The organism is Methylocella silvestris (assembly GCF_002891535.1).
In the GTDB taxonomy this organism is placed as follows: Bacteria; Pseudomonadota; Alphaproteobacteria; order Rhizobiales; family Beijerinckiaceae; genus Methylocapsa; species Methylocapsa silvestris_A.
This window is the reverse complement of record NZ_PDZR01000036.1, coordinates 1-21,709: the sequence shown is the minus strand read 5'-3', so window position 1 is coordinate 21,709 and position 21,709 is coordinate 1. Positions and strand designations below refer to the sequence as shown.

Sequence of the window (21,709 nt, the reverse complement as noted above, 5' to 3'; positions counted from 1 at the left end):
GCTTCAACAAACTGAAAAACTGGCGCCGCTTGGCGACCCGCTACGACAAGACCGCCGAAAGCTACCGCGGCTTCGTCCTCATCGCCGCCGTCCGACTATGGATGAGGGTATTTGTCAACAGGACCTAGTCGAGATCACGCTCACCACTATCGCCGCCTATGGATCATTTCTCCTTGCGGAACACCTCCATATGTCCGGAGTGCTCGCGGCTTTGGCAGCTGGTCTGGTGGTCGGCAATTTGGGTTGGAGGGGTTTGATGGGCTGCTATATTTCCGTTGCCGGCCGCGAACACATAATCTCATTCTGGGAGTATGCAGCGTTCCTCGCGAACTCTATCGTCTTCATTCTGATCGGAGGGAACGAGGCCACTCAGGCGACTCGCCTTTTCACGCCTGCGGCGGCGCTGGCGATTGGGCTGGTTCTTATCGGGCGGATCGCCGCGGTTTATCCGCTGTGCGCTCTGTTCGCGTTCGCCCCATTGAAGGTCGATATCCGTTATCAGCATGTTCTTGTCTGGGGCGGATTGAGAGGCGCGCTGGCTCTCGCGCTCGCGTTGGCCGTACCGGATTCCGTGCCGGAGAAAGGAGTGATCATCATCGTCGCCTTCGCCGTGGTCGCATTCTCAATCTTCGCCCAGGGCCTGACCATGCCCTGGTTCATCAACGTCCTCGGCTTGACGCGGAAAACAGGTACGGCTTCCGAAAGCATTGATGCGCCGGGGGGGCGGTAAGCGAGAGCGCCCCGACAGTCTCCGGACAGATGCTCCGACAGCTCATCCGAGTCAGGACCGGACCACACAGGACCGCCCTTCCGAAAAGTTGAGACCGGCGATTGAATTGACTCCAACCATGCGACCGGCATCGCCGGGAGGACGAAAATCAACTCAAAAGACTTCCGTGTGAGGGAAGGAGACGACATCGATTTGGGAAGGCGGCCGACGAACGTCGAACCCTTCTATAAGTCGAAGGATCAATATCAAAAGCTGCTGCAAGAACACATTGCGCAACTGAGCAAGCTGCAGCAACTTCACTACGCATCCGATCGCTATGCCGTTCTGCTGATCTGTCAGGCGATGGATGCGGCGGGAAAAGATGGCGCCATCCGGCATGTGATGAGCTCACGGACGGAGAAACCAAGCCTTGATACGGGGGCCGCAATTATAAGGCAAATTCGTTGGCGCCCCGCCAATGCTTCATAGGTAGTTTCCGAAGCTATCGCGGCAGCGCCGTTGATCGCTATATAACGCGACGACATAGTCATCGCTGTCTGAGCCGCCTTGCGGCCGGCGAAGCGCGGGATTGGCTCAGCCATAGAGAACCGCGAAAGAACGCAATATGAGCTCGGAACTTTCGTCGGCCAGGTGACGCCAGGCCGACCGCTTCTGGATCCGACGGTGATGCGCTGGGCTGTCCGCCCTGCGCGCCGCGCAAATCCCGCCCCTGCCGGGCGGGATCGCTGCAAAGGAGCTCCGCCATGCTAGATATGTCGAAGCCTGCTCTCCCGCTGGCCCAGTCCCCGGATGCCTCTGCATCGCCGCCGCACAGGACTGCGGACGCCAACCTCGATCGCATGCTGCACGCCTGGCAGAGCCGTTATACCGGCGGCCGATCGCCGAGCACCCTCGCGCTGGCTTTCCTTGATTGGGCTGCCCACGCCGCGAACGAACCGTTTCAGACAGCGGCTTTGGGCGAAAAGGCGCTGGCGCAGTGGCGCCGCCTCGCCGAGGCCGCGATGGGCGGCGAAAAGGCGATCGCGCCGAAGCCTGGAGATCATCGCTTCGCCCATCCGGCGTGGAGCAAACCTCCCTATGACCTGCTCGTACAGTCGGTTCTTCTAGCCGAGGAATGGTGTCTCAACGTCGTGAACAGCCCGGGGGGCGTGGACGCAGCCAACCGGCGAATTGTCGCCTTTCAAGCACGTCAATGGCTCGATTTGATGTCGCCCTCCAACGCGCCCTGGCTAAACCCCGAGGTCATCGAGGCCACTCGCGCCAGCGGCGGCGCCAACCTCGCAGCGGGTCTGCGTAATTTCTTACGCGATCAGGCCGCCGCCCAAGGCGGCGTGGTCCCAAAAGACTTCGTCCTCGGCGTCGATCTCGCCGCAACGCCGGGGAAGGTCGTATTCCGTAATGCGCTGATGGAACTGATCCAGTATGCGCCGACGACGGCTAGCGTCGGCCCTGAGCCGGTTCTGATCGTGCCAGCCTGGATCATGAAATATTACATTCTCGATCTTTCGCCGGGCAATTCGCTGATCCACTGGCTGGTCGGGCAGGGGCGCACGGTGTTCGCGATCTCCTGGCGCAATCCAGGCGCTGAGATGCGCGACACTTCGCTCGACGATTACCGCACTGAAGGCGTGATGGCGGCGATCGATGCGGTGGAAGCGATCTGTGGAAATGCGAAGATTCACGCCACCGGCTACTGCCTCGGCGGCACGTTGCTGACCATCGCCGCGGCGGCAATGGCGCGCGACAAAGACGACCGCCTCGCCTCTCTGTCGCTGTTCGCCTCGCAGACTGACTTCACGGAAGCAGGCGCGCTGCAAATGTTCATCACCGAGGATCAGCTGAACTTCCTCGACGATATGATGGAGACCAAAGGTTATCTGACCAGCGCGCAGATGGGCGGCGCCTTTCAGATGCTGCGCGCCAACGATCTTGTGTGGTCGCATGCAATCCGCGCCTATCTTCTCGGCGAGCAGGATGCGCCCTTCGATCTGATGTCATGGGACGCCGACGGCACGCGTCTGCCGGCGCGCATGCACATCGAATATCTAAGAAGCCTCTACCTTCACAATGCGCTCGCCGAAGGCCGCTTCCTGGTTGCGGGACACGCGCTCGCGCTCGACGACATCAGGCTGCCGATGTTCCTCGTGAGTACGGAAAGAGATTATGTCGCGCCCTGGCGTTCAGTCTTCAAGTTGCACTATCTGAATGACGGCGAGCTGACCTTCGTGCTGACATCTGGCGGCCACAACGCGGGCATCGTCAGCGAGCCCGGGCACCCCCGCCGCCACTTCCGAATCCGTGTCCGCGACGCCGGCGCGCGCACGCTGGGTCCTGACGAATGGGAGCGCGACACCGCGCCCCGCGATGGCTCTTGGTGGCTGCAGTGGGAGGCATGGCTCGACAGCCGTTCCGGTCGCCGCATCGACCCGCCGCCGATGGGCGCGACGGGATTCATGCCGCTTTGCGACGCTCCGGGCAAATACGTACTGGAAGGATAAGAGTCATGCTGGACAAGACGGCCGACTCGTTTATCGAGAACCGCACCTTCGATGAGCTGACGATTGGCGAGACAGCCAGTTCGTCGCATCTCGTCACTCAACGCGACATCGACCTCTTTTCGACCGTCACGGGCGACGTCAACCCCGCGCATGTCGATCCCGCCTACGCCGAAACGGACATGTTTCATCATATCATCATCCAAGGCATGTGGGGGGCGGGGCTAATCTCCGCTGTCCTTGGCACGAAGCTGCCGGGTCCAGGAACGATCTATCTCGGCCAGGATCTGCATTTCCGCCGTCCGGTTTCGATTGGCGACACGATTACGGCGACGCTGACTGTAAAGGAGAAGAAGCCTCAAAAAGGCGATGTGACGCTGGACTGCGTCTGCGCCAATCAGAAAGGCGAAGCCGTCATCACCGGCACGGCCTATACGCGGGCGCCGAAAGAGAAAGTCCGCCGTCTGCGGATTGTGCTGCCCCGCGTCGAGGTCAACCGTCACGACGCAATGCTGGCGATTCTTTCCCGGGCGGCTGGAGGCGCTCCAGTTGAGACTGCCGTGGTTAATCCGGTCGACGCCGCCTCGCTGCTGGCCGCGCTCGACGCGGCGAAGGCGGGACTCATCGCGCCTGTCCTCATCGGACCCGCAGCGCAGATAGCGGAAGTCGCCAGGGCGACAGGAGCGGACATCTCCGCTCTGCGCCTGATCGATGTGCAGGACGGCCGCGCCGCCGCGGCGCAGGCTGTCGCGCTGGCCCGGGCCGGCGAAGTCGCGCTCCTGATGAAAGGTGATTTGCACACCGACGAAATGATGCACCCGGTCATCGCGTCCGAGACAGGTTTGCGCAGCGCGCGCCAGATCAGCCATATCTACTTGATGGACGTTCCGGGCTATCCGCGCCCAGTTCTGTTAACCGACGTCGCCATCAACATCAGGCCAACGCTAGCGGAGAAGGTCGGCATCGTGCAGAACGCGATCGATCTTGCGCATGTGATTGGCATCGCGCGGCCGTGCGTCGCCATACTCGCCGCAGTCGAGATCGTCAGCGCCCGGATGCCGTCCACGATCGACGCCGCGGCGCTTTGCAAGATGGCCGAGCGCGGCCAGATCACCGGCGGCGTGGTGGACGGTCCGCTCGCTTTTGACAATGCGATCAACGAGGCCGCCGCAGCCGAAAAGCATATCATCTCGCCGGTCGCGGGCCGCGCGGACATCCTCGTGGTTCCCGATCTCGAAGCGGGGAACATGCTCGCCAAGCAGCTCACGTTCCTTTCCGGGGCCGAGGCGGCCGGCGTGGTGCTGGGCGCGCGCGTGCCGATCATCCTGACTAGCCGCGCCGATAGCGCGGCTACGCGCCTCGCGTCCTGCGCCCTTGGCGTTCTGGCGGCAAGGGCGGCCGCGGCGGCATGAAGGGATCGATTCTCACTCTGAACGCAGGCTCATCGAGCTTGAAATTCGCCGTATTCGACGGCGCCACGCTAAAAGATATGGTGCGCGGCGAGGTGGAGAACCTCGACGAGGCCGCGCCGCACATGATCGCCCGCGACGCCGCTGGCGCGGTCCTCACGGAGCGACGCTGGAAGGCGACTGCGGGACATCCGTTCGGCGACGCCCTTGATAATTTGCTGGCGTTCGCGGACGCTCGTCTCGGTCGCAATGGGCTCGCGGCCGCCGGGCATCGCGTCGTCGATGGCGGCGCGGATCACATCGTCCCCGAGCCAGTCACCCCGGCGTTGATCGCAGCGCTCGGGGCGCTGACGCCGCTCGACCCGCTGCATATGCCCCTCAATCTCGCGCCGATCCGCGCGCTCGCCGCCGCCCGACCCGCGCTAGCTCAGGTCGCCTGTTTCGACACCGCGTTTCACCATACCATGCCACTGGTGGCGACCCAGTTTGCCCTGCCGCAAGAGCTAGCCGCGCAGGGCGTGCGCCGCTATGGCTTTCACGGCTTGTCTTACGAGTACATCGCCGGCTGCTTGAAGCAGCAATCGCCGCAATTGGCGTGCGGTCGGGTGATTGCCGCACATCTTGGCGCGGGCGCCAGCCTCTGCGCGCTCCAGGGCGGGGTCAGCATCGAAACCACCACCGGCTTCAGCGCGCTTGACGGTCTCGTCATGGCGACCCGCTGCGGCAGCCTCGATCCTGGCGTTATCCTCTATCTGGGGCGTCAGGGGCGCAGCTTCGCCGATATCGAGGACATGCTCTACCGCCGCTCCGGCCTGCTCGGCGCATCAGGCGTAAGCGGCGACGTCCGCGTGCTTCTCGCAAGCGATGATCCGCATGCGAAGCAAGCAATCGAGCTGTTCACCTATCGCATCGCCTGCCAGGCTGGAGCGCTGATCAGCGCGCTCGGGGGGCTCGACGGTCTCGTTTTTACGGCCGGCATTGGCGAGCATTCAGCGCCAATCCGCGCCGCCGTATGCGCGCGCCTCGGCTGGCTCGGCGTGCGACTGAACAGCGCCGCCAACGCGGCCAATTCCGCCTGCATCAGCGCGCCGGACAGCAAAGTCGAAGTTCGCGTCATCGTCACGGACGAAGAAGCCGTGATTGCACACCACACGCAGGCGACGATTCACCGAGCAGCTGCCTTTTAGGAGCCTAAGACATGGATTTGACAATAACAACCAGCCTCAAAGGGAAGCGCGGCCTTGTTGTCGGCATCGCCAACAAGGCCAGCATAGCGGCAGGCTGCGCGCGGGCCTTTGTCGACGCCGGCGCCAGCCTCGCAGCAACTTACGTGAACGACAAGGCGCTGCCCTATGTCCGCCCTGTCGCCGACTCGCTCGGCTGCAAGCTGCTGCTGCCCTGCGATGTCGAAAGTCCTGGCCAGCTCGAGGCGGCCTTCCAGCGGATTCGCACGGAATGGGGCCAACTGGACTTTCTACTGCATGCTATCGCATTTGCGCCTGCGGAGGATCTGCACGGCCGCGTGGTGGATTGCAGCCCCGCTGGGTTCTCTTTGGCCATGGACGTGTCCTGTCACTCATTTTTGCGGATGGCGCATTTGGCCGAGCCGCTGATGACCAATGGCGGTTGTCTCCTGACTGTCACCTTCTACGGTTCAGAAAAAGTGGTCGCAAACTATAATCTGATGGGTCCGGTGAAGGCGGCGCTCGAAAGCGCGGTCCGTTACACCGCCGCCGAACTCGGACCAAAGGGCATTCGCGCCAACGCAATCTCACCCGGCGCCATCCGCACGAGGGCCGGCAGCGGAATCGCGCACTTCGACGAAATGCTGGCTGCGGAAGCCGCCGCCGCGCCGGAGCATCAGCTTGTCGACATTGAGGACGTCGGCGCTTTGGCTGCGTTCCTGGTCAGCGACGGCGCACGCCGCATCACCGGAACCATCATCCCTGTCGATGGCGGCCAGCACGCGATGGCATGACATCAGAACGGCATAACCCCGGCGAAAAATTGCACGCGCCGTTCGTGATCCGCTGGATCGACGGAAGGATTTCGCCCTCTCGCCAACGGCGGCCGGTCAGATTCAGTGGCGTACGCGATAAGCGAATGAACGCTTACCCGTACTTTGCGCGTGATGCGCGCTTTGGGCATGATATTTCAAAGTGCAGCGTCAGCGCGCGCACGTTGAATAGCCTGAGCAAGATCGACTTCGCGAAACGGCTTATGTAAAATCACTGCGTCCGACCTAGTCGCCCTGACTCTGCCGCCGCTGACAAAGACGTGCGGGATGAACCCGTTTTCGAGTATTCTTTCGACGGCGATCACGCCGCTTCCGTCGCGTAATTGAGCGTCGACGATCATCAAGTCCGGACGGAATTGCGCGGCGGCCGCGACGGCGCCGGCCTCGGTGGCCTCCATCGCGCAAACGACGTGGCCCATCTCCTCAAGCATTTGGCCAAGAAACAGGGCGTTCAGGGCGTCGTCCTCAACCACGAGGATCCGGAGCGCTTTCATTGTTTCACCTTTGCTGAGACATCGTCGCCATTTATTCCGAACTGGAGGAAGTCCTCGAATGCCGGCGCGCTACAGTGTTCCCGCAACGGTCCGATTAAGGCTCGCCAGATTGGAGCGCTCCACGGCCGATCAACTGAAAGAGGATCAAGACCCGCGCAGACGTTCTTGCCGTGCTGACCGCAAATTGAAGTAGATGCGCGGATTCCAACCCCATCGGAAAAGCTCAGCATTTCGGCACTGTAACGGAAGTATGATCTTCCGCGACAGGCTCGGAAACTACTCAGAGCTGGCGCCTTTGTATCGCCTGCGCGATATTGGCGGCGAGGTTGACGCAGATCATAGCGAGCGCCGTGGGCGCTTGCGATTCTGCGCCGGCGATTGCTATCTCGATAAGCGTCCCGATTTCCGTGCTAAGAGTATCTGGAGTTCGCTTCGCGAGAACCCCAGTTGAGGAAATAGACGTATAATGACGGAAGGTCGTCCGAAAACCACGAAAGGACGTCGGCCTCGATCAAGTCAGCGCACTGTGGCGGCGCGCGCGCTACTTCGCGGAGCCTTTCGTGGTCCTGGCAATTTCCTGGTCGTCGGGATCGGCGCTTCGGCGGGGGGACTTGACGCCTGCCGAAAGCTCATGGACACATTGCCCGCCGATGCCGGCCTGGCTTTCATTCTGGTCCAGCATCTCGATCCGACGCATGAAAGTATGATGGTGGATCTGCTGGCCAGCCACACGTCGATGAACGTGCTGCAGGCAGCCGATGGAATGGCGCTCGATCGCGATCACCTTTATGTCATCCCGCCTGGAACTTATCTTTCCGTTAGCGACGGCGCCCTGCGCCTTTCCCAACCACAAGCCCGCCATGGCGCGCGTCTTCCCTTCGACTTTTTGCTGCGCTCTCTGGCAGAGCAATATGGCTCTCGCGCCATCAGCGTGATCCTCTCGGGAACCGGCGCGGATGGCAGCCTGGGGCTTAGAGCCGTGAAGGAAAATGGCGGTTTCGTCATTGCGCAAGACCCTGTTGACGCCGGTTACGACGGCATGCCACAGAGCGCCATCATGACGGGACTGGTCGATCGCGTGCTCCCGGCTGGGAAGATTGCAGAAGCGCTGGCCGAACGACGGGACGAAATGTCTGCGGCGCCGACGCACAACAATCTACATCGGAAGGACTCGAAGCCAGATTGGCTGTCGCACGTCATTGAGCTCCTACGCGCAGGGACCATCCATAATTTCACGCTCTACAAGCAGGGCACGCTCCGCCGGAGGATCGAGCGCCGCATGGCGATGGCCGCCGTCGACTCCAGCGACACGGATCGGTATCTCGACATGCTTCGGAGCGACCCGATCGAGCTTAATAATCTCGCCAAGGACTTGTTGATCAACGTCACGCGCTTCTTCCGCGATCCGAATGTTTTCGATTTTCTCGCGGAGAAGACCATTCCGGATCTCATTCGCAACTGTGCGCCGGATCGCCCATTGCGCGTCTGGATCGCCGGTTGCAGCACGGGCGAGGAGACCTATTCCTTGGCCATGCTCCTGCGCGAGCAAATCGCCCTGTCAAAGCTCGACGTCAAGCTGCAAATCATCGCGTCCGACGTCGATCCAAGCACCGTCGCGCGCGCGAGAGAGGGTCTCTACCCGGAGGCGATCGAGAAGGATGTGTCCCCGGTGCGGCTTGCTTCTTTCTTTTCCAAGGAAGATCACGGTTACAGGGTATTGCCAGATTTGCGTGCGACGGTTGTATTCCTGGCGCACGATGTGCTGTCCGATCCGCCGTTCTCGCGCCTCGACCTGATTTCTTGCCGGAATCTGCTGATCTATCTGCGCTCCGAGGCGCAGGCGAAGGTGCTTTCGCTTTTCGATTTCGCGTTGCGCGACGGTGGTGTTCTTCTTCTTGGCGGTGCGGAGACGGTTGGCCATTTTGACGCCCGCTTCAAGGCGATCTCCAAGCCGGAGCGCCTGTATCGGCACATCGGTCATGGCCGGACGGGGGACTTCGGCTTTTCCACGAGCGACGGGGCAAGAGCGCGAATCGCCAGGCGCGAAGGGCAAGGTTCCGGGCCCTCGCGTCAGGCCGATTTCGCCGCCCTCTGCCAGCGGTTGGTGATGGCGACCTATGCGCCTGCCGCCGTGCTGATCAACCGCGAGCATGAATGTCTTTATTCTTTGGGCCCGACAGACCGCTATCTGCGCGTGGCGCCGGGGCGCCCGACGCATGATTTGCTCGCCATGGCGCGCGAGGATGTGCGCACGAAACTTCGCTCCGCGATCCAGCAAGCAATTCAGGGAAACGTTCGCATCGTTGTCGTGGCCGGACAAACGCAGCTCGACGATTATCAGGCTTCTTTCAGCATATCCGTTCAGCCCGTTCTCAGCGACGGTGAAGAACTTCTTCTGGTTTGCTTTATTGATGAGCCTGCGGCCAAATCGAAAGGTCATCGCCCTCCAAAGGCGGGGGACGTTCCGCGGATCACCGAACTCGAGCGGGAACTCGCCGCGACGAGATTGGAGCTTGAGGGGGCGATCCGCAGCCTCGAAATTTCAATCGAAGAGCAAAAAGCGATCAACGAAGAGAGGCTATCCGTCAACGAGGAATATCAATCGACCAACGAGGAGCTACTGACCTCCAAGGAGGAACTGCAGTCGCTGAATGAGGAGTTGACCGCTCTCAACAGCCAGCTCCAGGAGACGCTGGAGCGTCAGCGTACGACCTCAGATGATCTGCAAAATGTTCTCTACAGCACCGACGTCGCGACGATTTTTCTAGACCGCAATCTGAATATTCGTTTCTTCACCCCCGCCACCAAATCGCTCTTCAGCGTCATCGCCAGCGACGTCGGGCGGCCGCTTTCGGACTTGAACTCGCTGGCTGCCGACGACGCTCTTCTGAGCGATGCGCGGGAAGTGCTTGAGAGCCGGGCGCCGGTGGAGCGGGAGATCGAAGCCCGCGACGGCGCCTGGTACAATCGTTGTATTCTGCCCTACCGCACGCAAGAGAACGGGATCGAAGGCGTTGTCATCACCTTTGCCGACATTACCGAGCGCAAGCGCATATCGGAAGCGCTGGAGGCGGCCAAGCGGCAGGCGGAGCTGGCCAATGTCGCAAAGTCGCGCTTTCTCGCCGCGGCGAGCCATGATTTGCGTCAGCCTCTGCAAACGCTCGTCCTGCTCCATGAACTGCTCGCCAAGACCGTCGAAGGGGAAAGATCAAAAAAGCTCCTCGCACGGCTCGACCAAACGCTTGTTGCGATGTCGAGCATGCTGAATACGCTGCTTGACATCAACCAGATCGAGGCTGGCACAGTCTTTGCCGAAATGGCTATTTTTCCGATCAACGATCTGCTTGAGCGGCTAAAGAACGAGTTCACCTATCACGCGCAGGCGCATAGTCTTGCCTTGCGCGTCGTCCCCTGCGGACTTTCGATCCGCAGCGATCCGCATCTTCTTGAGCAGATGCTCCGGAACTTGCTTTCCAACGCGTTAAAATACACCAAGCGCGGCAAGGTGCTGCTCGGCTGCCGCCGGCGCGGAAGTTTGCTAAGCATTGAGGTCTGGGACACCGGAATCGGCATCCCCGCGGCTGAGCTCGGCGCGATCTTCGAGGAGTATCACCAAGTTGACAATGTCGCGCGCGAGCGCAGCCTTGGTCTCGGTCTTGGCCTCGCCATCGTGCAACGCCTGGGCAATTTGCTGGGTCATCGGATACGAGTCCACTCTCGCCCGGGGAAGGGCTCCGCCTTCGTGATCGAGGCGACCCTCTCGTCGGTCGAGCCGGCGGCGGCGGTGCTTGAGCGTCATGGTAGTGGGTCCAAGGACGCCGTAAGCGAAGGCGTTCGTCGCAGAGGCATGCTTCTGATCGTCGAAGACGACCCCGACGTAAGCGAACTTCTCGAATTATTGCTACGGGAAGAGGGCTATTGCACAGCGACGGCGCGTGATGGCGTTGCAGCCCTCGAACTCATAGCGCGCGGAGCCTGCCGGCCTGACCTCATTATAGCTGACTACAATCTTCCTAACGGCCTCAACGGCCTTCAGCTCACCGCAAAAATGCGAGAGACGCTTCAGCGTGTGATCCCGGTCATTATTCTGACCGGCGATATCTCCACCGACGCCCTTCGAGATATCGCGCTTCAGGATTGCGTCCAGCTGAACAAGCCGGTGAAGATGGAGGAGTTGACACAGGTCATTCAGCGGCTCCTTCCGGCCTCGCCCTCGGCATCAAGCAGGCGAACCTCGTTCGCCAACGACGAGACAACGCGCGCCCCGCCGCCCACAATCTTTGTCGTCGATGATGACAGTCACATCTGCGAGGCGATTCGCAACGTGCTGGAGGAGAATGGCCTGATCGTCGAAACCTATTCGTCCAGCGAGACGTTCCTCAAAGCCTATCATCCCGGCCGGGAGGGATGCCTCTTGATCGACGCCTATCTTCCGGGCATGGATGGGGTCGAATTGCTGCGGCGTCTCAACGAGGCGGGCGATCGACTCCCGGCGATCATGATTACCGGCAATAGCGACGTGCCGATAGCCGTGCAGGCGATGAAGGCAGGCGCTTTGGACTTCATAGAGAAACCAATTGGAGGCAACGAACTCCTCGCTAGCATCGCGCGCGCTCTTGAGCAATCGAAGGACGCTGCGAAGCTATCCGTCTGGCGAGAGGATGCCGCGAATCGCATCGCGGGGCTCACGATGCGGCAGCGCCAGATCATGGATCTGGTCCTCGCTGGCCGCCCCAACAAGAACATCGCCGCGGATCTCGGCATCAGCCAACGCACTGTTGAAAACCATCGCGCCTCGATCATGAAGAAAACGGGCTCAACCTCTCTCCCGGCGTTGGCGCGCCTGGCGCTTGCCGCCACCGGGTATGGGGCTGACGAGTCGATCGTCGCAGATAGCGCGTCAGTCAAAGCTACGCGGAGACCCGCCGCCAAGTCGTTTCGGCGGCTTCCATAGCGGCGTCAACCGCCGCTGGTTTGCGCCTTGGTCAGACGAAAGCGATCCATTGACTTGCCGACTGCGCCGGGACCATGGCTGAACCCGATCGACGACGGCCTTCGCGCAGAATCCCTGCGGCGATCCTTTGAGGCTCCAATCAGCCGATATTCGAGCCGCCGACCAGCCAGACTACGATTATGATGACCAACACCAAACCGACGCCGCCGCAGGCCAGCCCCGCCGTACATCCTCTGCCCAAAGTATCCGCCGCCGCCAAGTAACAAAACAAGCATCAGAATAATCAGAATTGTGCTCATTTCACGCCTTCCCGCTCTGTAAGCTGATTGTTCGAAAAGATGCGGCTCTTTCGCGTCGCATGTGGAAACCAACGTTCCTCGTCCGGTTAGGTTGGCGACTCATTCAGGTCTATGAAATCATTATGGCGGCAAGTGCGAGGCCGGAGAGATAGTTTTGCGCGTGGCGATCATATCTTGTTGCGACGCGTCGCCAGTTCTTCAGCTTGCAGAACATGCGTTCAATGACGTTTCGGCGTTTGTAGGCCTTGGCGTCGAGCGGATAGGGCGTCCGCCGTGAGGCGGTGGATGGAATGACCGCCTTGACCTTCCCTTGCTTGAGCCAGTTGCGCAGGCTATCGGCGTCGTAGGCTTTGTCCGCCAGCAGCCGCTTTGGTCTTGAGACGGCTCCAAGCAGTGGAATCGCCATGGAGATGTCGGCGGTGTTTCCCGGCGTCAGCGCAAAGGCGACCGGTCTGCCGCGATCATCGGCCAAAGCGTGGATTTTGCTTGTTCTTCCGCCGCGCGAGCGGCCAATCGCTTCCGCGAACTCCCCCTTTTTGAACCGCTCGCCGAGCGATTCGCCTTGACATGGCTTGAGTCGATGGAAAGTTCGTCCGGCACGGGACCGGCGGCCGCCATTTTCTCGAAGAGACGCTGCCAGACGCGGCGCTGCGACCAACGATTGTAGCGGTTGTAGATCGTCGTCGGGGGCCCATAGGCTGGCGGAACGTCGCGCCAGCGGCATCCTGTTTTCAACACATGCAGGATGCCTGAAATGACGGTCCGATCGTCCACCCGCGGCTTTCCCGGCTTGCCGCGCGGCAGATGCGGCTCCAGCGCCTCCCATGCCGCATCCGACAGCCAAAACAAACTCTTCGCCATGACATTCGCCCCCGCGACTCAAATCATGGAGAAAAGATACCATAGAATCAAATGACTGTATGGGTTCTCAACCTAGCGAATCGTGGCGACGGAACGATTGCCGCGTCTCGGAAAGAGAGATGTACGATTGGATCTATTCGCCTTTCAACGTGTCCTTGAGGCCTCCCACCGCATTCTGGGTCTTACCTGCGACCTGCTCAGCCTTGCCTTCAGATTCCAGCTTGGCGTCGCCAAGGATCTTGCCTGAGACCTCCTTGATCTTGCCTTTGATTTGTTTTGCCGATCCCGCTAGCCGATCCTTGTCCATATTTTTGTTCTCCCAGTCGCTCGATCGTTTGTGTACGAGGGACATTACGCCGTTCATTCCTCAAAGATAGACTCGGAATCTACCCGCATATCGCGGCATGGCGGCGATGACGACGACTGATTCGACGCTCTGGCGCGGGCGCCAAACCGCATTCCTGCAAATCTATCCAAATCTATCTGAGTAGTTTCCGAGGCTACCGCTCAATGTCTCGACATGGCCATGATGGAGGCGTGCTGCGGATAAGGCCCGCCGCGCATGAGCGGCTTTCCGGAGCTAAAAACTCTCTCGCCGCCCGCACGAATTGACCACATGGAGATTTGGCTCGTGACATCCCTCGGGAGAAGGACATGGCGCGGCTTTGGGCCGGCTGAAAAGAGACATCCGGCCTACTGGAGGGATCCGCGATGACGGCGATTGCTGCAACCATAGAGGCGCCCGCCAGACCGGAAGCGTCGCGGACTGCATTCATCATTGCGTGGGCGCTCTGCCTCATTTTCTATTTCCTGCAATATGCCCTGCGTTCTGCGCCGGGCGTGATGATCCCGGAACTGACGACCGCATTCGGCCTGACGACGCTGGGCGTGAGCGCGCTGCTTGGCATGTACTACTACACCTACGCCGCCTTCGCGCTCGTCTCAGGCGCCTCTCTGGATCGCTTCGGCGCCAAGCTGCCGATCTTCATCGGCGTTCTGTCCACCGCCATCGGCAGCGTGTTGTTCGGATTCGGCGCAATCACCACAGTGGAAGGCGGACGGTTGCTGCAGGGCGCGGGGTCGGCCTTCGCCTTCACCGGCGCCGTCTATCTCGCCGTTCATGGCTTTTCGGGGAAATGGCTGGCGACCGCTATCGGCGTCACCCAGCTCTGCGGCATGCTCGGCGGCTTCGCCGGGCAATTCGCGGTCGGTCCCCTGGTGCATGGCTCGATCGGCTGGCAGTCCTTCTGGTTCTACGCAGGCGCCGCGCTGACGGCGCTCGCGGTGCTGATGCTGGTAGCGACGCCTGCAAGCCATGACAAAGTTCATGGCTCTCTCTTGACCATGTTCGCGCCCTACAAGGTCGTGCTGACGAACCCGCAATCCTACCTCTGCGGAATCATCGGCGGCCTTCTGTTCATGCCGACGACAATCGGCGACATGATCTGGGGAGTCACGTTGCTGCACCAGGGTTTCGGGATCGCGACGGAAGAAGCGGTCGCGCGATCATCGATGGTGCCGCTCGGTTGGGTGATCGGCGCGCCGCTTCTCGGCTACCTTGCCGACCGGATTGGCCGCCGCAAGCCGGTCCTCATCGCGGGCATCGCCCTCATGATGATATCGGGTCTCGGCATTTCATATCTTGAGGCGTTTATCCCTCCCTATTTCGGCGGCCTCTTCTTCGGGATAGGGTCCGGCGCGGCCATGATCCCTTACTCGATGATCAAGGAAGCCAATCCGGACAACGTGAAAGGCAGCGCGACGGGCGCCATGAATTTCCTGGTCTTCAGCCTGAGCGCTTTTCTCGCGCCGGTCTTCGGCTTGGCCCTCATGCGATTGTCCGGCGGCAGGCCGCTGACGCTGGATCACTTTCACCAAGCTGACTACATCTGGGGCGGCGCCATCGTTCTGTCATTCATTCTGACGCTTTTCCTGCGCGAAACCGGGGCCGCCGCCCGGCAGACGCCCGCCGCAAGCGCATCCTAAAGAAGGATCGAGATCGCCCATGACAGCGCTGAAGTCCGATTTCACCCCGGTCGTCGACCTTTTGCATGAAAAAGGCGCCGGTCCCGTCCGCACGCGTCAGCCGCACTACGTCGACCTTATGCCGCCTTGCAACAACGCCTGCCCGGCCGGCGAGAATGTGCAGGCCTGGCTCGATCTGGCGCAGGCCGGAAAATACCGCGAGGCCTGGGAGACGATTTTACGCGAGAATCCGTTTCCGGCCGTCCATGGGCGCGTTTGCTATCATCCCTGCGAGACAGGCTGCAACCGCGCTCAGCTTGACAGCGCGGTCAGCATTCACGCGGTGGAGCGGTTCCTCGGCGATCTGGCGACGGCGCAGGGCTGGACCCTGCCCGTGACGGCGGCGCCGAGCGGCAAGCGCATCCTCGTGGTCGGCGGCGGCCCGAGCGGATTGTCGGCGAGCTATCATCTTGCGCGCTTGGGTCATGAGGTTGAAATTCGTGAAGCGGGGCCGCTGCCCGGCGGCATGCTGCATTTCGGCATCCCCGCCTATCGGTTGCCACGCGACGTTCTGATGACGGAGATCCGCCGCATCGAATCCATGGGCGTGAGGATCACGCTCAATCACAAGGTCGAAGACGTGCTGGCCGAGCAGACGGACGGCGCATTCGACGCCGTCTTCGTCGCGATCGGCGCCCAGATCGGCAAGCGCATCGACATACCGGCGCGCGACGCGTCGCGCGTCTTCGACGCCGTCACATTGCTTCACCAGGTGGAGACAGGGGAGCCGCCGCGCCTCGGCCGCCGCGTCGTGATTTACGGCGGCGGCAATACGGCGATGGACGCGGCCCGCACCGCGCGACGGCTCGGGGCCGAGGAGGCGATCATCGTCTACCATCGCGATCGCGCCCATATGGGCGCAAAGGCCATCGAGACCGACGAGGCGCTCTCGGAAGGCGTCAAGATCAAATGGCTCAGCACCATCAAGGATGTTGGCGAAGGCCAGCTCACCGTCGAAGAGATGCGGCTGGACGGTGAGGGCCATCTGCAACCGACCGGACAATTGGAAACGCTCTCGGCCGACTCCCTTGTCCTGGCGCTGGGTCAGCAGACCGACAGCGGCTTCCTGCGCAACGTGCCCGGAGTCGCATTCCTGGCTGGAGGCACAGTCAAGGTGGACGACGCCATGATGACAGGCCGGCCTGGACTTTTCGCCGGCGGCGACATGGCGCCTGGCGATCGAACCGTCACGGCGGCAGTAGGCCACGGTAAGAAAGCCGCCCGCCACATCGACGCATGGCTGCGCGGAAATCCGCTGCAAACGTCCGCAAAACACCCCATTGTCGACTTCGCCCTGCTCAACTTGCCCATATACGCCGACGCGCCCCGCTCGGTGCAAACTGAAACAGAAGCGGATCAGCGGATCAGCCATGGCTTTGAAGAGACAACAGCCGGGTTGAGCGAAGCCGAAGCGCGCTATGAGGCGCGGCGCTGTCTCTCTTGCGGTAACTGCTTCGAGTGCGATCAATGCTACGCCGCCTGCCCCGAACAGGCGATCGTCAAGCTTGGACCGGGCTTGCGCTACCGCTATGACTTTGATCGCTGCACGGGCTGCGCCGTCTGCTACGAGCAGTGTCCCTGCCACGCGATCGAGATGATCCCCGAACCCGCCAAAGCTGCGCCGGAGCAAGTGGCATGAACGTCGCCGTGACACACCAGACCGCGATCGACAAGGCCGCGACGCAGAAGACCGCGACCATGGACGGCAACACCGCCGTCGCCTACGTCGCCTACCGGGTTAACGAGGTCTGCGCGATCTATCCGATTACGCCGTCTTCGACGATGGCGGAACTGGCTGACGAATGGGCCTCGACCGGGCTCTTCAACATCTGGGGAGACATCCCCGTCGTGCAGGAGATGCAGAGTGAGGGCGGAGCCGCCGGCGCGGTGCATGGCGCGCTCCAATCCGGCGCGCTGACGACGACTTTCACCTCGTCGCAGGGTCTCCTTCTGATGATCCCCAACATGTACAAGATCGCGGGGGAGCTGACGGCGACGGTCTTCAATGTCGCGGCGCGCTCGGTCGCCACGCAGGCGCTGTCGATTTTTGGCGACCATTCGGACGTGATGGGCGTCCGCGCCACCGGCTTCGCGCTCCTGTCGTCGGGCTCGGTTCAGGAGGCGCATGATCTGGCGCTGATCGCCCAGGCGGCGACGCTTGAGAGCCGCGTTCCGTTCCTGCATTTTTTCGATGGGTTTCGCACCTCGCACGAGCTGAACAAGCTCACGCTTTTGTCAGATGACGAAATCCGCATGATGATCCGCGACGATCTCGTGCGGGCGCACCGCGCGCGTGCGCTGACGCCGGAGCGGCCGGCGATGCGCGGAACGGCGCAAAATCCCGACACGTTTTTCCAGGCGCGCGAGACCGTGAATCCCTTTTACGCACGCACGCCAAGCATCGTCGAAAAGGCGATGGCGGATTTCGCCAGCATCACCGGGCGCAGCTATCGCCTGTTCGAGTATGACGGCGCGCCCGACGCGGAGCATGTGGTCGTGTTGATCGGTTCGGCGGCTGAGACCGCGCGCGACGCCGCCGCCGTGTTGAATCGAACGAACGGGCGGCGGAAACTGGGCGTTCTGCAGGTGCGCCTCTATCGCCCATTCTCCGCCGATCATTTTCTCGCCGCCCTGCCTGACACGACGCGGGCCATCGCCGTTCTGGAGCGCACGAAGGAGCCGGGCGCGACTGGCGAGCCGCTTTATCTCGACGTCGTCGCCACGCTCGCCCACGCCGTCGGCGCGGGCCGCCGGGCGATCATGCCGCGCGTGATCGGCGGCCGCTATGGGCTGTCGTCGAAGGATTTTACGCCCGCGATGGTGAAGGCTGTCTTCGACGAACTGGAAAAGCCTTCGCCGCGCAACAGCTTCACCGTCGGCATCACCGACGACGTGTCGGGGACGAGCCTCGATGTCGACCAAGGCTTCATGATCGAGCCGGACGAGGTGGTGCGCGCCGTCTTCTACGGGCTTGGATCGGATGGAACGGTCGGCGCCAACAAGAGCAGCGTCAAGATCCTGGCGGAGGATGCGGACCGCTATGCGCAGGGTTATTTTGTCTATGATTCGCACAAGTCCGGCGCCCAGACGGTTTCTCACCTTCGCTTCGGGCCTCGCCCGATCCGCGCGCCTTATCTGATCGCGGCAGCGAGCTTCGTCGCCTGTCACCAGTTCGTGTTCCTTGATCGCATCGACGTCCTGTCGCTCGCGGCGCCTGGCGCGACCTTTCTCCTCAACTGTCCATATGACGCCGACAAAGCGTGGGATCACCTGCCGCGCTCGGTCCAGCAGCAGATCATCGACAAGCGCTTGCGGTTTTTCGTCATCGACGCATCGAAAGTCGCGCGCGACGCCGGGCTTGGCGGCCGGGTCAATACCGTGCTCCAGACCTGCTTCTTTGCGATCTCGGGCGTGCTGCCGCACGATGAAGCGGTGCAGCGCATCAAGCATATGATCGAGAAAAGCTATGGCGAAAAGGGGCCCGACGTCGTCGCCAAAAACTTCGAGGCCGTCGATCAGACCCTCGCCCATTTGAGCGAAGTCGCCGTCCCGACGGCGGCGAACAGCGCTTTCGAGCGGCCTCCGATCGTGTCGGCGTCGGCGCCGGCTTTCGTGCATAACTTCACGGCCGCGATCATGGCCGGCCGAGGCGACGCGCTCCCGGTCAGCGCCATGCCCGTCGACGGCACGTTCCCCTTGGGCACCGCCGCTTGGGAGAAGCGCAATATCGCGGATGAAGTTCCAATCTGGGAAACAGATCTTTGCATCCAATGCGGCCAGTGCTCGATCGCTTGCCCGCATTCGGTCATCCGCGCGCGATTCTACGATGAAGCGCGGCTTGCCGATCCGAACGCGCCTGCGCCGCCGACCTTCAAATCGGCGCCGGTCAACGCGCGCGGTTATCCCGACAACCGCTTCACCCTGCAATTCTACGTCGAGGATTGCACCGGTTGCGGGATCTGCGTCGAGGTTTGTCCCGCCCACAGTCCGAGTCGGCCCGCGACCAAAGCGATCAACATGGGTCCGAAGGCGCCGCTGCTCGAGGCTGAGCGGAGCAATATCGCCTTCTTCGAATCGCTGCCGGAAAACAATCGCGCCCTGGTCGATTTCGCCAATGTGCGGGGCATCCAGTTCCTCGAGCCTTTGTTCGAATTCTCGGGCGCTTGCGGCGGCTGCGGCGAGACGCCCTATCTTCGACTCCTCTCCCAATTGTTCGGCGATCGGCTGCAGATCGCCAATGCGACCGGCTGTTCTTCGATTTACGGCGGCAATCTGCCGGTCACGCCCTGGGCCGCCAACCGCGAAGGACGCGGGCCCGCCTGGTCCAACTCCCTGTTCGAAGACAACGCCGAATTCGGCCTTGGGTTTCGGCTGGCCGCCGACATGCACAGCGCAATGGCGGCCAAGCTGCTGCGCGATCTCGCGCCGACGCTTGGCCAGCAGCTGGCCGATGCGATCCTGGAGGCGCCGCAAATCCGCGAATCCGAGATCCTCGCGCAGCGCGGCCGCGTCGCCGAATTGAAACGGCGCCTGGCCGAGATGGGCGAGGATCCCCGCGCATTGGACCTCCTGTCGGTGCTGGACCACCTCGTTCGCCGCAGCATCTGGCTGGTCGGCGGCGATGGCTGGGCCTATGACATCGGCTATGGCGGTCTCGACCATGTGCTCGCGTCCGACCGCGACGTCAATGTGCTGGTGCTCGACACCGAAGTCTATTCAAACACCGGCGGCCAGGCCTCGAAAGCGACCCCGCTCGGCGCTGTCGCCAAATTCGCCGCCGCGGGCAAGCGAGTGGCGCGCAAGGACCTCGCCCTGCAGGCGATCGCGTATGGGAATGTTTATGTCGCCCAGGTGGCGATGGGCGCCAATCCGCAACAAACCCTGCTGGCGTTCCGCGAGGCCGAGGCGTGGCCAGGACCCTCGCTGATCCTCGCCTACAGCCACTGCATCGCGCATGGCTTTGATCTGCGCCACGGGATGCGCCAGCAGGATCTGGCGGCCGCCTCGGGCTACTGGCCGCTGTTCCGCTTCAATCCGGCGATGCGCAAAGCCGACGAGGCGCCGTTCAGGCTCGATTCGCCGCGCCCGACGATCCCACTGAAGGACTACGCCTACAATGAACTGCGCTATCGCAGCCTCGCCAACATCAGGCCGCGCGAGGCGGCCGAGCTGCTCGCCCACGCGCAGACCGCAGCAACCGAAAAATATGCGCAATACGAGGCGCTCGCCAGCCGCGACGGCAGCCGTTTCCACCCCGACGTCAGTGCGCTCGGCGCAGAGAAAAGCTAGGACAGGCGCATGGATCTCCGCACCCGCTATCTCGGCCTTTCTCTGCGCACCCCGCTGATCGCGTCGGCGTCGCCGCTCTCGGGCGATGTCGGAATCATTCGGCAAATGGAAGATTCTGGCGCAGGCGCCGTGGTGCTGCCATCGCTGTTCCAGGAGCAGATCGAGGCAGAGTCGCGAGCAGCCGATGAGCTCGCAAGAATCGGCGCCGACAGCTCTCCGGAAGCAAGCTCCTATTTTCCGGCGGCCGTTACGTATAATTCAGGGCCCCACGGCTATCTCGATCTCGTCGCCCGAGCGCGCGCCGCCGTCGACATACCGATTATTGCAAGCCTCAATGGAACAACCGTTGCCGGCTGGGTCGATTATGCAAGGCTGATCGAACAGGCCGGAGCGACAGCCCTCGAACTCAACATCTATCGGATCGCGTCCGGGCCCGGCGTGACGGGCGCGCACGCCGAGGCCGATTGCGTGGCGCTGCTCGAAGCCGTCCGCAGCCGGGTCAAACTACCCGTCGCTGTCAAACTGCATCCTTACTTTTCGGCGTTCGGCGATTTCGCGCAGCAGCTTGATCATGCCGGAGCCGACGGGCTGGTTCTGTTCAATCGCCTCTATCAGCCCGATATCGACCTCCTTCGCCTCGCCTGGAAAAATGACGCGACGCTGAGCGGCGCGGGCGAGATCCGGCTTGGCCTGCTCTGGCTCTCCGTTCTCTCGGGCCGGTTGCCGCATGCCTCGCTCGCCGCGGGCACGGGCGTCGCTACGGCCGAGGAGGTGATCAAATACATTCTTGCGGGCGCCAATGCAGTGATGACGGCCTCGTCGCTGCTGCGGCATGGACCCACGCATCTGCGCACGCTTGTATCAGGTCTTGAGATCTGGCTGTCCGCGCGAGGCTTTGCTTCGGTAAGCGCAATCACGGGATTGATGCGGCCTTCCCACCCCGAAGCCGAATCCGAAGCGCAAGAGCGCAGCGGGTACATGGAAAGTTTGCTGAGCTATCAAGGCTCTTTGGACTTGCCCCGGAAAAATGGAGAGGTTTCCTGAGATTTGAAAGGAAACCGCGATGGGGAAGCAGCAGCGCCGTTTCACGGCGGACTTTGAAAAGGAAGCTGTGCGGCTGGCGACGACCAGCGGTC

15 protein-coding genes and 1 pseudogene are annotated in these 21,709 nt (G+C 62.0%); 12 read left to right on the top strand and 4 right to left on the bottom strand.

Annotated elements, in window-relative coordinates:
* From CR492_RS19300 to fabI, 7 genes and pseudogenes are all read left to right on the top strand, one after another.
* Positions 1 to 128, top strand: a pseudogene (locus CR492_RS19300) (IS5 family transposase); the annotation flags it as partial.
* Complete coding sequence (locus CR492_RS19295) at positions 98 to 730, top strand: cation:proton antiporter (RefSeq protein ID WP_102845355.1); 633 nt, start codon at positions 98 to 100, stop codon at positions 728 to 730. The pseudogene CR492_RS19300 and the gene CR492_RS19295, both read left to right, overlap by 31 nt.
* A 168-nt stretch (positions 731 to 898) precedes the next feature.
* Positions 899 to 1,198: a hypothetical protein gene (locus CR492_RS19290; RefSeq protein ID WP_245412183.1), complete on the top strand. Its 300-nt coding sequence runs from the start codon at positions 899 to 901 to the stop codon at positions 1,196 to 1,198.
* Positions 1,199 to 1,473: 275 nt separating this feature from the next.
* Entirely contained in the window at positions 1,474 to 3,228 is a 1,755-nt protein-coding gene (locus tag CR492_RS19285) for a PHA/PHB synthase family protein (RefSeq protein ID WP_102845353.1), read from the top strand.
* Between the two features lie 5 nt (positions 3,229 to 3,233).
* Positions 3,234 to 4,637 (top strand): bifunctional enoyl-CoA hydratase/phosphate acetyltransferase, encoded by a 1,404-nt coding sequence (locus CR492_RS19280; protein ID WP_102845352.1) that lies wholly within the window; start codon positions 3,234 to 3,236, stop codon positions 4,635 to 4,637.
* Positions 4,634 to 5,821 carry an acetate/propionate family kinase gene (locus tag CR492_RS19275; protein ID WP_102845351.1) on the top strand — a complete coding sequence of 396 codons (1,188 nt, stop codon included), beginning with the start codon at positions 4,634 to 4,636 and terminating at the stop codon, positions 5,819 to 5,821. Before CR492_RS19280 ends, CR492_RS19275 begins: the two co-directional genes overlap by 4 nt.
* 11 nt (positions 5,822 to 5,832) lie before the next feature.
* Positions 5,833 to 6,612, top strand: coding sequence for an enoyl-ACP reductase FabI (fabI, locus tag CR492_RS19270; protein WP_102845350.1), 780 nt, complete (start codon positions 5,833 to 5,835; stop codon positions 6,610 to 6,612).
* 176 nt (positions 6,613 to 6,788) lie between these two features.
* Here fabI and CR492_RS19265 read toward each other — a convergent pair whose 3' ends face one another.
* Positions 6,789 to 7,124: a response regulator gene (locus CR492_RS19265; protein WP_245412182.1), complete on the bottom strand. Its 336-nt coding sequence runs from the start codon at positions 7,122 to 7,124 to the stop codon at positions 6,789 to 6,791.
* A gap of 652 nt (positions 7,125 to 7,776) precedes the next feature.
* Between CR492_RS19265 and CR492_RS19260 the strand changes: the two genes are divergently transcribed.
* Positions 7,777 to 12,099, top strand: a complete 4,323-nt coding sequence (locus CR492_RS19260) for a CheR family methyltransferase (protein ID WP_245412181.1) — start codon at positions 7,777 to 7,779, stop codon at positions 12,097 to 12,099.
* A 5-nt stretch (positions 12,100 to 12,104) separates the two neighbouring features.
* Here CR492_RS19260 and CR492_RS21255 read toward each other — a convergent pair whose 3' ends face one another.
* From CR492_RS21255 to CR492_RS19245, 3 genes are all read right to left on the bottom strand, one after another.
* Positions 12,105 to 12,398 carry a hypothetical protein gene (locus CR492_RS21255; protein ID WP_245412180.1) on the bottom strand — a complete coding sequence of 98 codons (294 nt, stop codon included), beginning with the start codon at positions 12,396 to 12,398 and terminating at the stop codon, positions 12,105 to 12,107.
* 109 nt (positions 12,399 to 12,507) lie between these two features.
* Positions 12,508 to 13,259, bottom strand: a protein-coding gene (locus tag CR492_RS19250; RefSeq protein WP_432431224.1) for an IS5 family transposase whose coding sequence is annotated in 2 segments (ribosomal slippage) — positions 12,508 to 12,933 and positions 12,936 to 13,259 — 750 coding nt in all. Because the reading frame shifts where the segments join, the coding sequence is not laid out codon by codon here.
* A gap of 133 nt (positions 13,260 to 13,392) precedes the next feature.
* Complete coding sequence (locus CR492_RS19245; protein ID WP_432431223.1) at positions 13,393 to 13,611, bottom strand: CsbD family protein; 219 nt, start codon at positions 13,609 to 13,611, stop codon at positions 13,393 to 13,395.
* 359 nt (positions 13,612 to 13,970) lie between these two features.
* Here CR492_RS19245 and CR492_RS19240 point away from each other — a divergent pair, with 359 nt between their 5' ends.
* From CR492_RS19240 to CR492_RS19225, 4 genes are read left to right on the top strand one after another with little or no spacing between them, the layout of a single operon-like run.
* Entirely contained in the window at positions 13,971 to 15,245 is a 1,275-nt protein-coding gene (locus CR492_RS19240; protein WP_102845345.1) for an MFS transporter, read from the top strand.
* Between the two features lie 19 nt (positions 15,246 to 15,264).
* Positions 15,265 to 16,923, top strand: a complete 1,659-nt coding sequence (locus CR492_RS19235) for an NAD(P)-binding protein (RefSeq protein WP_102845344.1) — start codon at positions 15,265 to 15,267, stop codon at positions 16,921 to 16,923.
* Positions 16,920 to 20,573, top strand: a complete 3,654-nt coding sequence (gene nifJ, locus CR492_RS19230; RefSeq protein ID WP_102845343.1) for a pyruvate:ferredoxin (flavodoxin) oxidoreductase — start codon at positions 16,920 to 16,922, stop codon at positions 20,571 to 20,573. The genes CR492_RS19235 and nifJ overlap by 4 nt, the downstream gene beginning before the upstream one ends.
* A 9-nt stretch (positions 20,574 to 20,582) precedes the next feature.
* Complete coding sequence (locus tag CR492_RS19225; protein ID WP_102845342.1) at positions 20,583 to 21,617, top strand: dihydroorotate dehydrogenase-like protein; 1,035 nt, start codon at positions 20,583 to 20,585, stop codon at positions 21,615 to 21,617.
* Positions 21,618 to 21,709 lie beyond the last annotated feature (92 nt).

Excerpts from the sequence above, each read along its gene's own strand:
- CR492_RS19295 (WP_102845355.1), top strand. The coding sequence starts at position 98 with ATGGATGAGGGTATTTGTCAACAGGACCTAGTCGAGATCACGCTCACC.
- CR492_RS19285 (WP_102845353.1), top strand. The coding sequence starts at position 1,474 with ATGCTAGATATGTCGAAGCCTGCTCTCCCGCTGGCCCAGTCCCCGGAT.
- CR492_RS19280 (WP_102845352.1), top strand. The coding sequence starts at position 3,234 with ATGCTGGACAAGACGGCCGACTCGTTTATCGAGAACCGCACCTTCGAT.
- CR492_RS19275 (WP_102845351.1), top strand. The coding sequence starts at position 4,634 with ATGAAGGGATCGATTCTCACTCTGAACGCAGGCTCATCGAGCTTGAAA.
- fabI (WP_102845350.1), top strand. The coding sequence starts at position 5,833 with ATGGATTTGACAATAACAACCAGCCTCAAAGGGAAGCGCGGCCTTGTT.
- CR492_RS19260 (WP_245412181.1), top strand. The coding sequence starts at position 7,777 with ATGGACACATTGCCCGCCGATGCCGGCCTGGCTTTCATTCTGGTCCAG.
- CR492_RS21255 (WP_245412180.1), bottom strand. The coding sequence starts at position 12,398 with ATGAGCACAATTCTGATTATTCTGATGCTTGTTTTGTTACTTGGCGGC.
- CR492_RS19245 (WP_432431223.1), bottom strand. The coding sequence starts at position 13,611 with ATGTCCCTCGTACACAAACGATCGAGCGACTGGGAGAACAAAAATATG.
- CR492_RS19240 (WP_102845345.1), top strand. The coding sequence starts at position 13,971 with ATGACGGCGATTGCTGCAACCATAGAGGCGCCCGCCAGACCGGAAGCG.
- CR492_RS19235 (WP_102845344.1), top strand. The coding sequence starts at position 15,265 with ATGACAGCGCTGAAGTCCGATTTCACCCCGGTCGTCGACCTTTTGCAT.
- nifJ (WP_102845343.1), top strand. The coding sequence starts at position 16,920 with ATGAACGTCGCCGTGACACACCAGACCGCGATCGACAAGGCCGCGACG.
- CR492_RS19225 (WP_102845342.1), top strand. The coding sequence starts at position 20,583 with ATGGATCTCCGCACCCGCTATCTCGGCCTTTCTCTGCGCACCCCGCTG.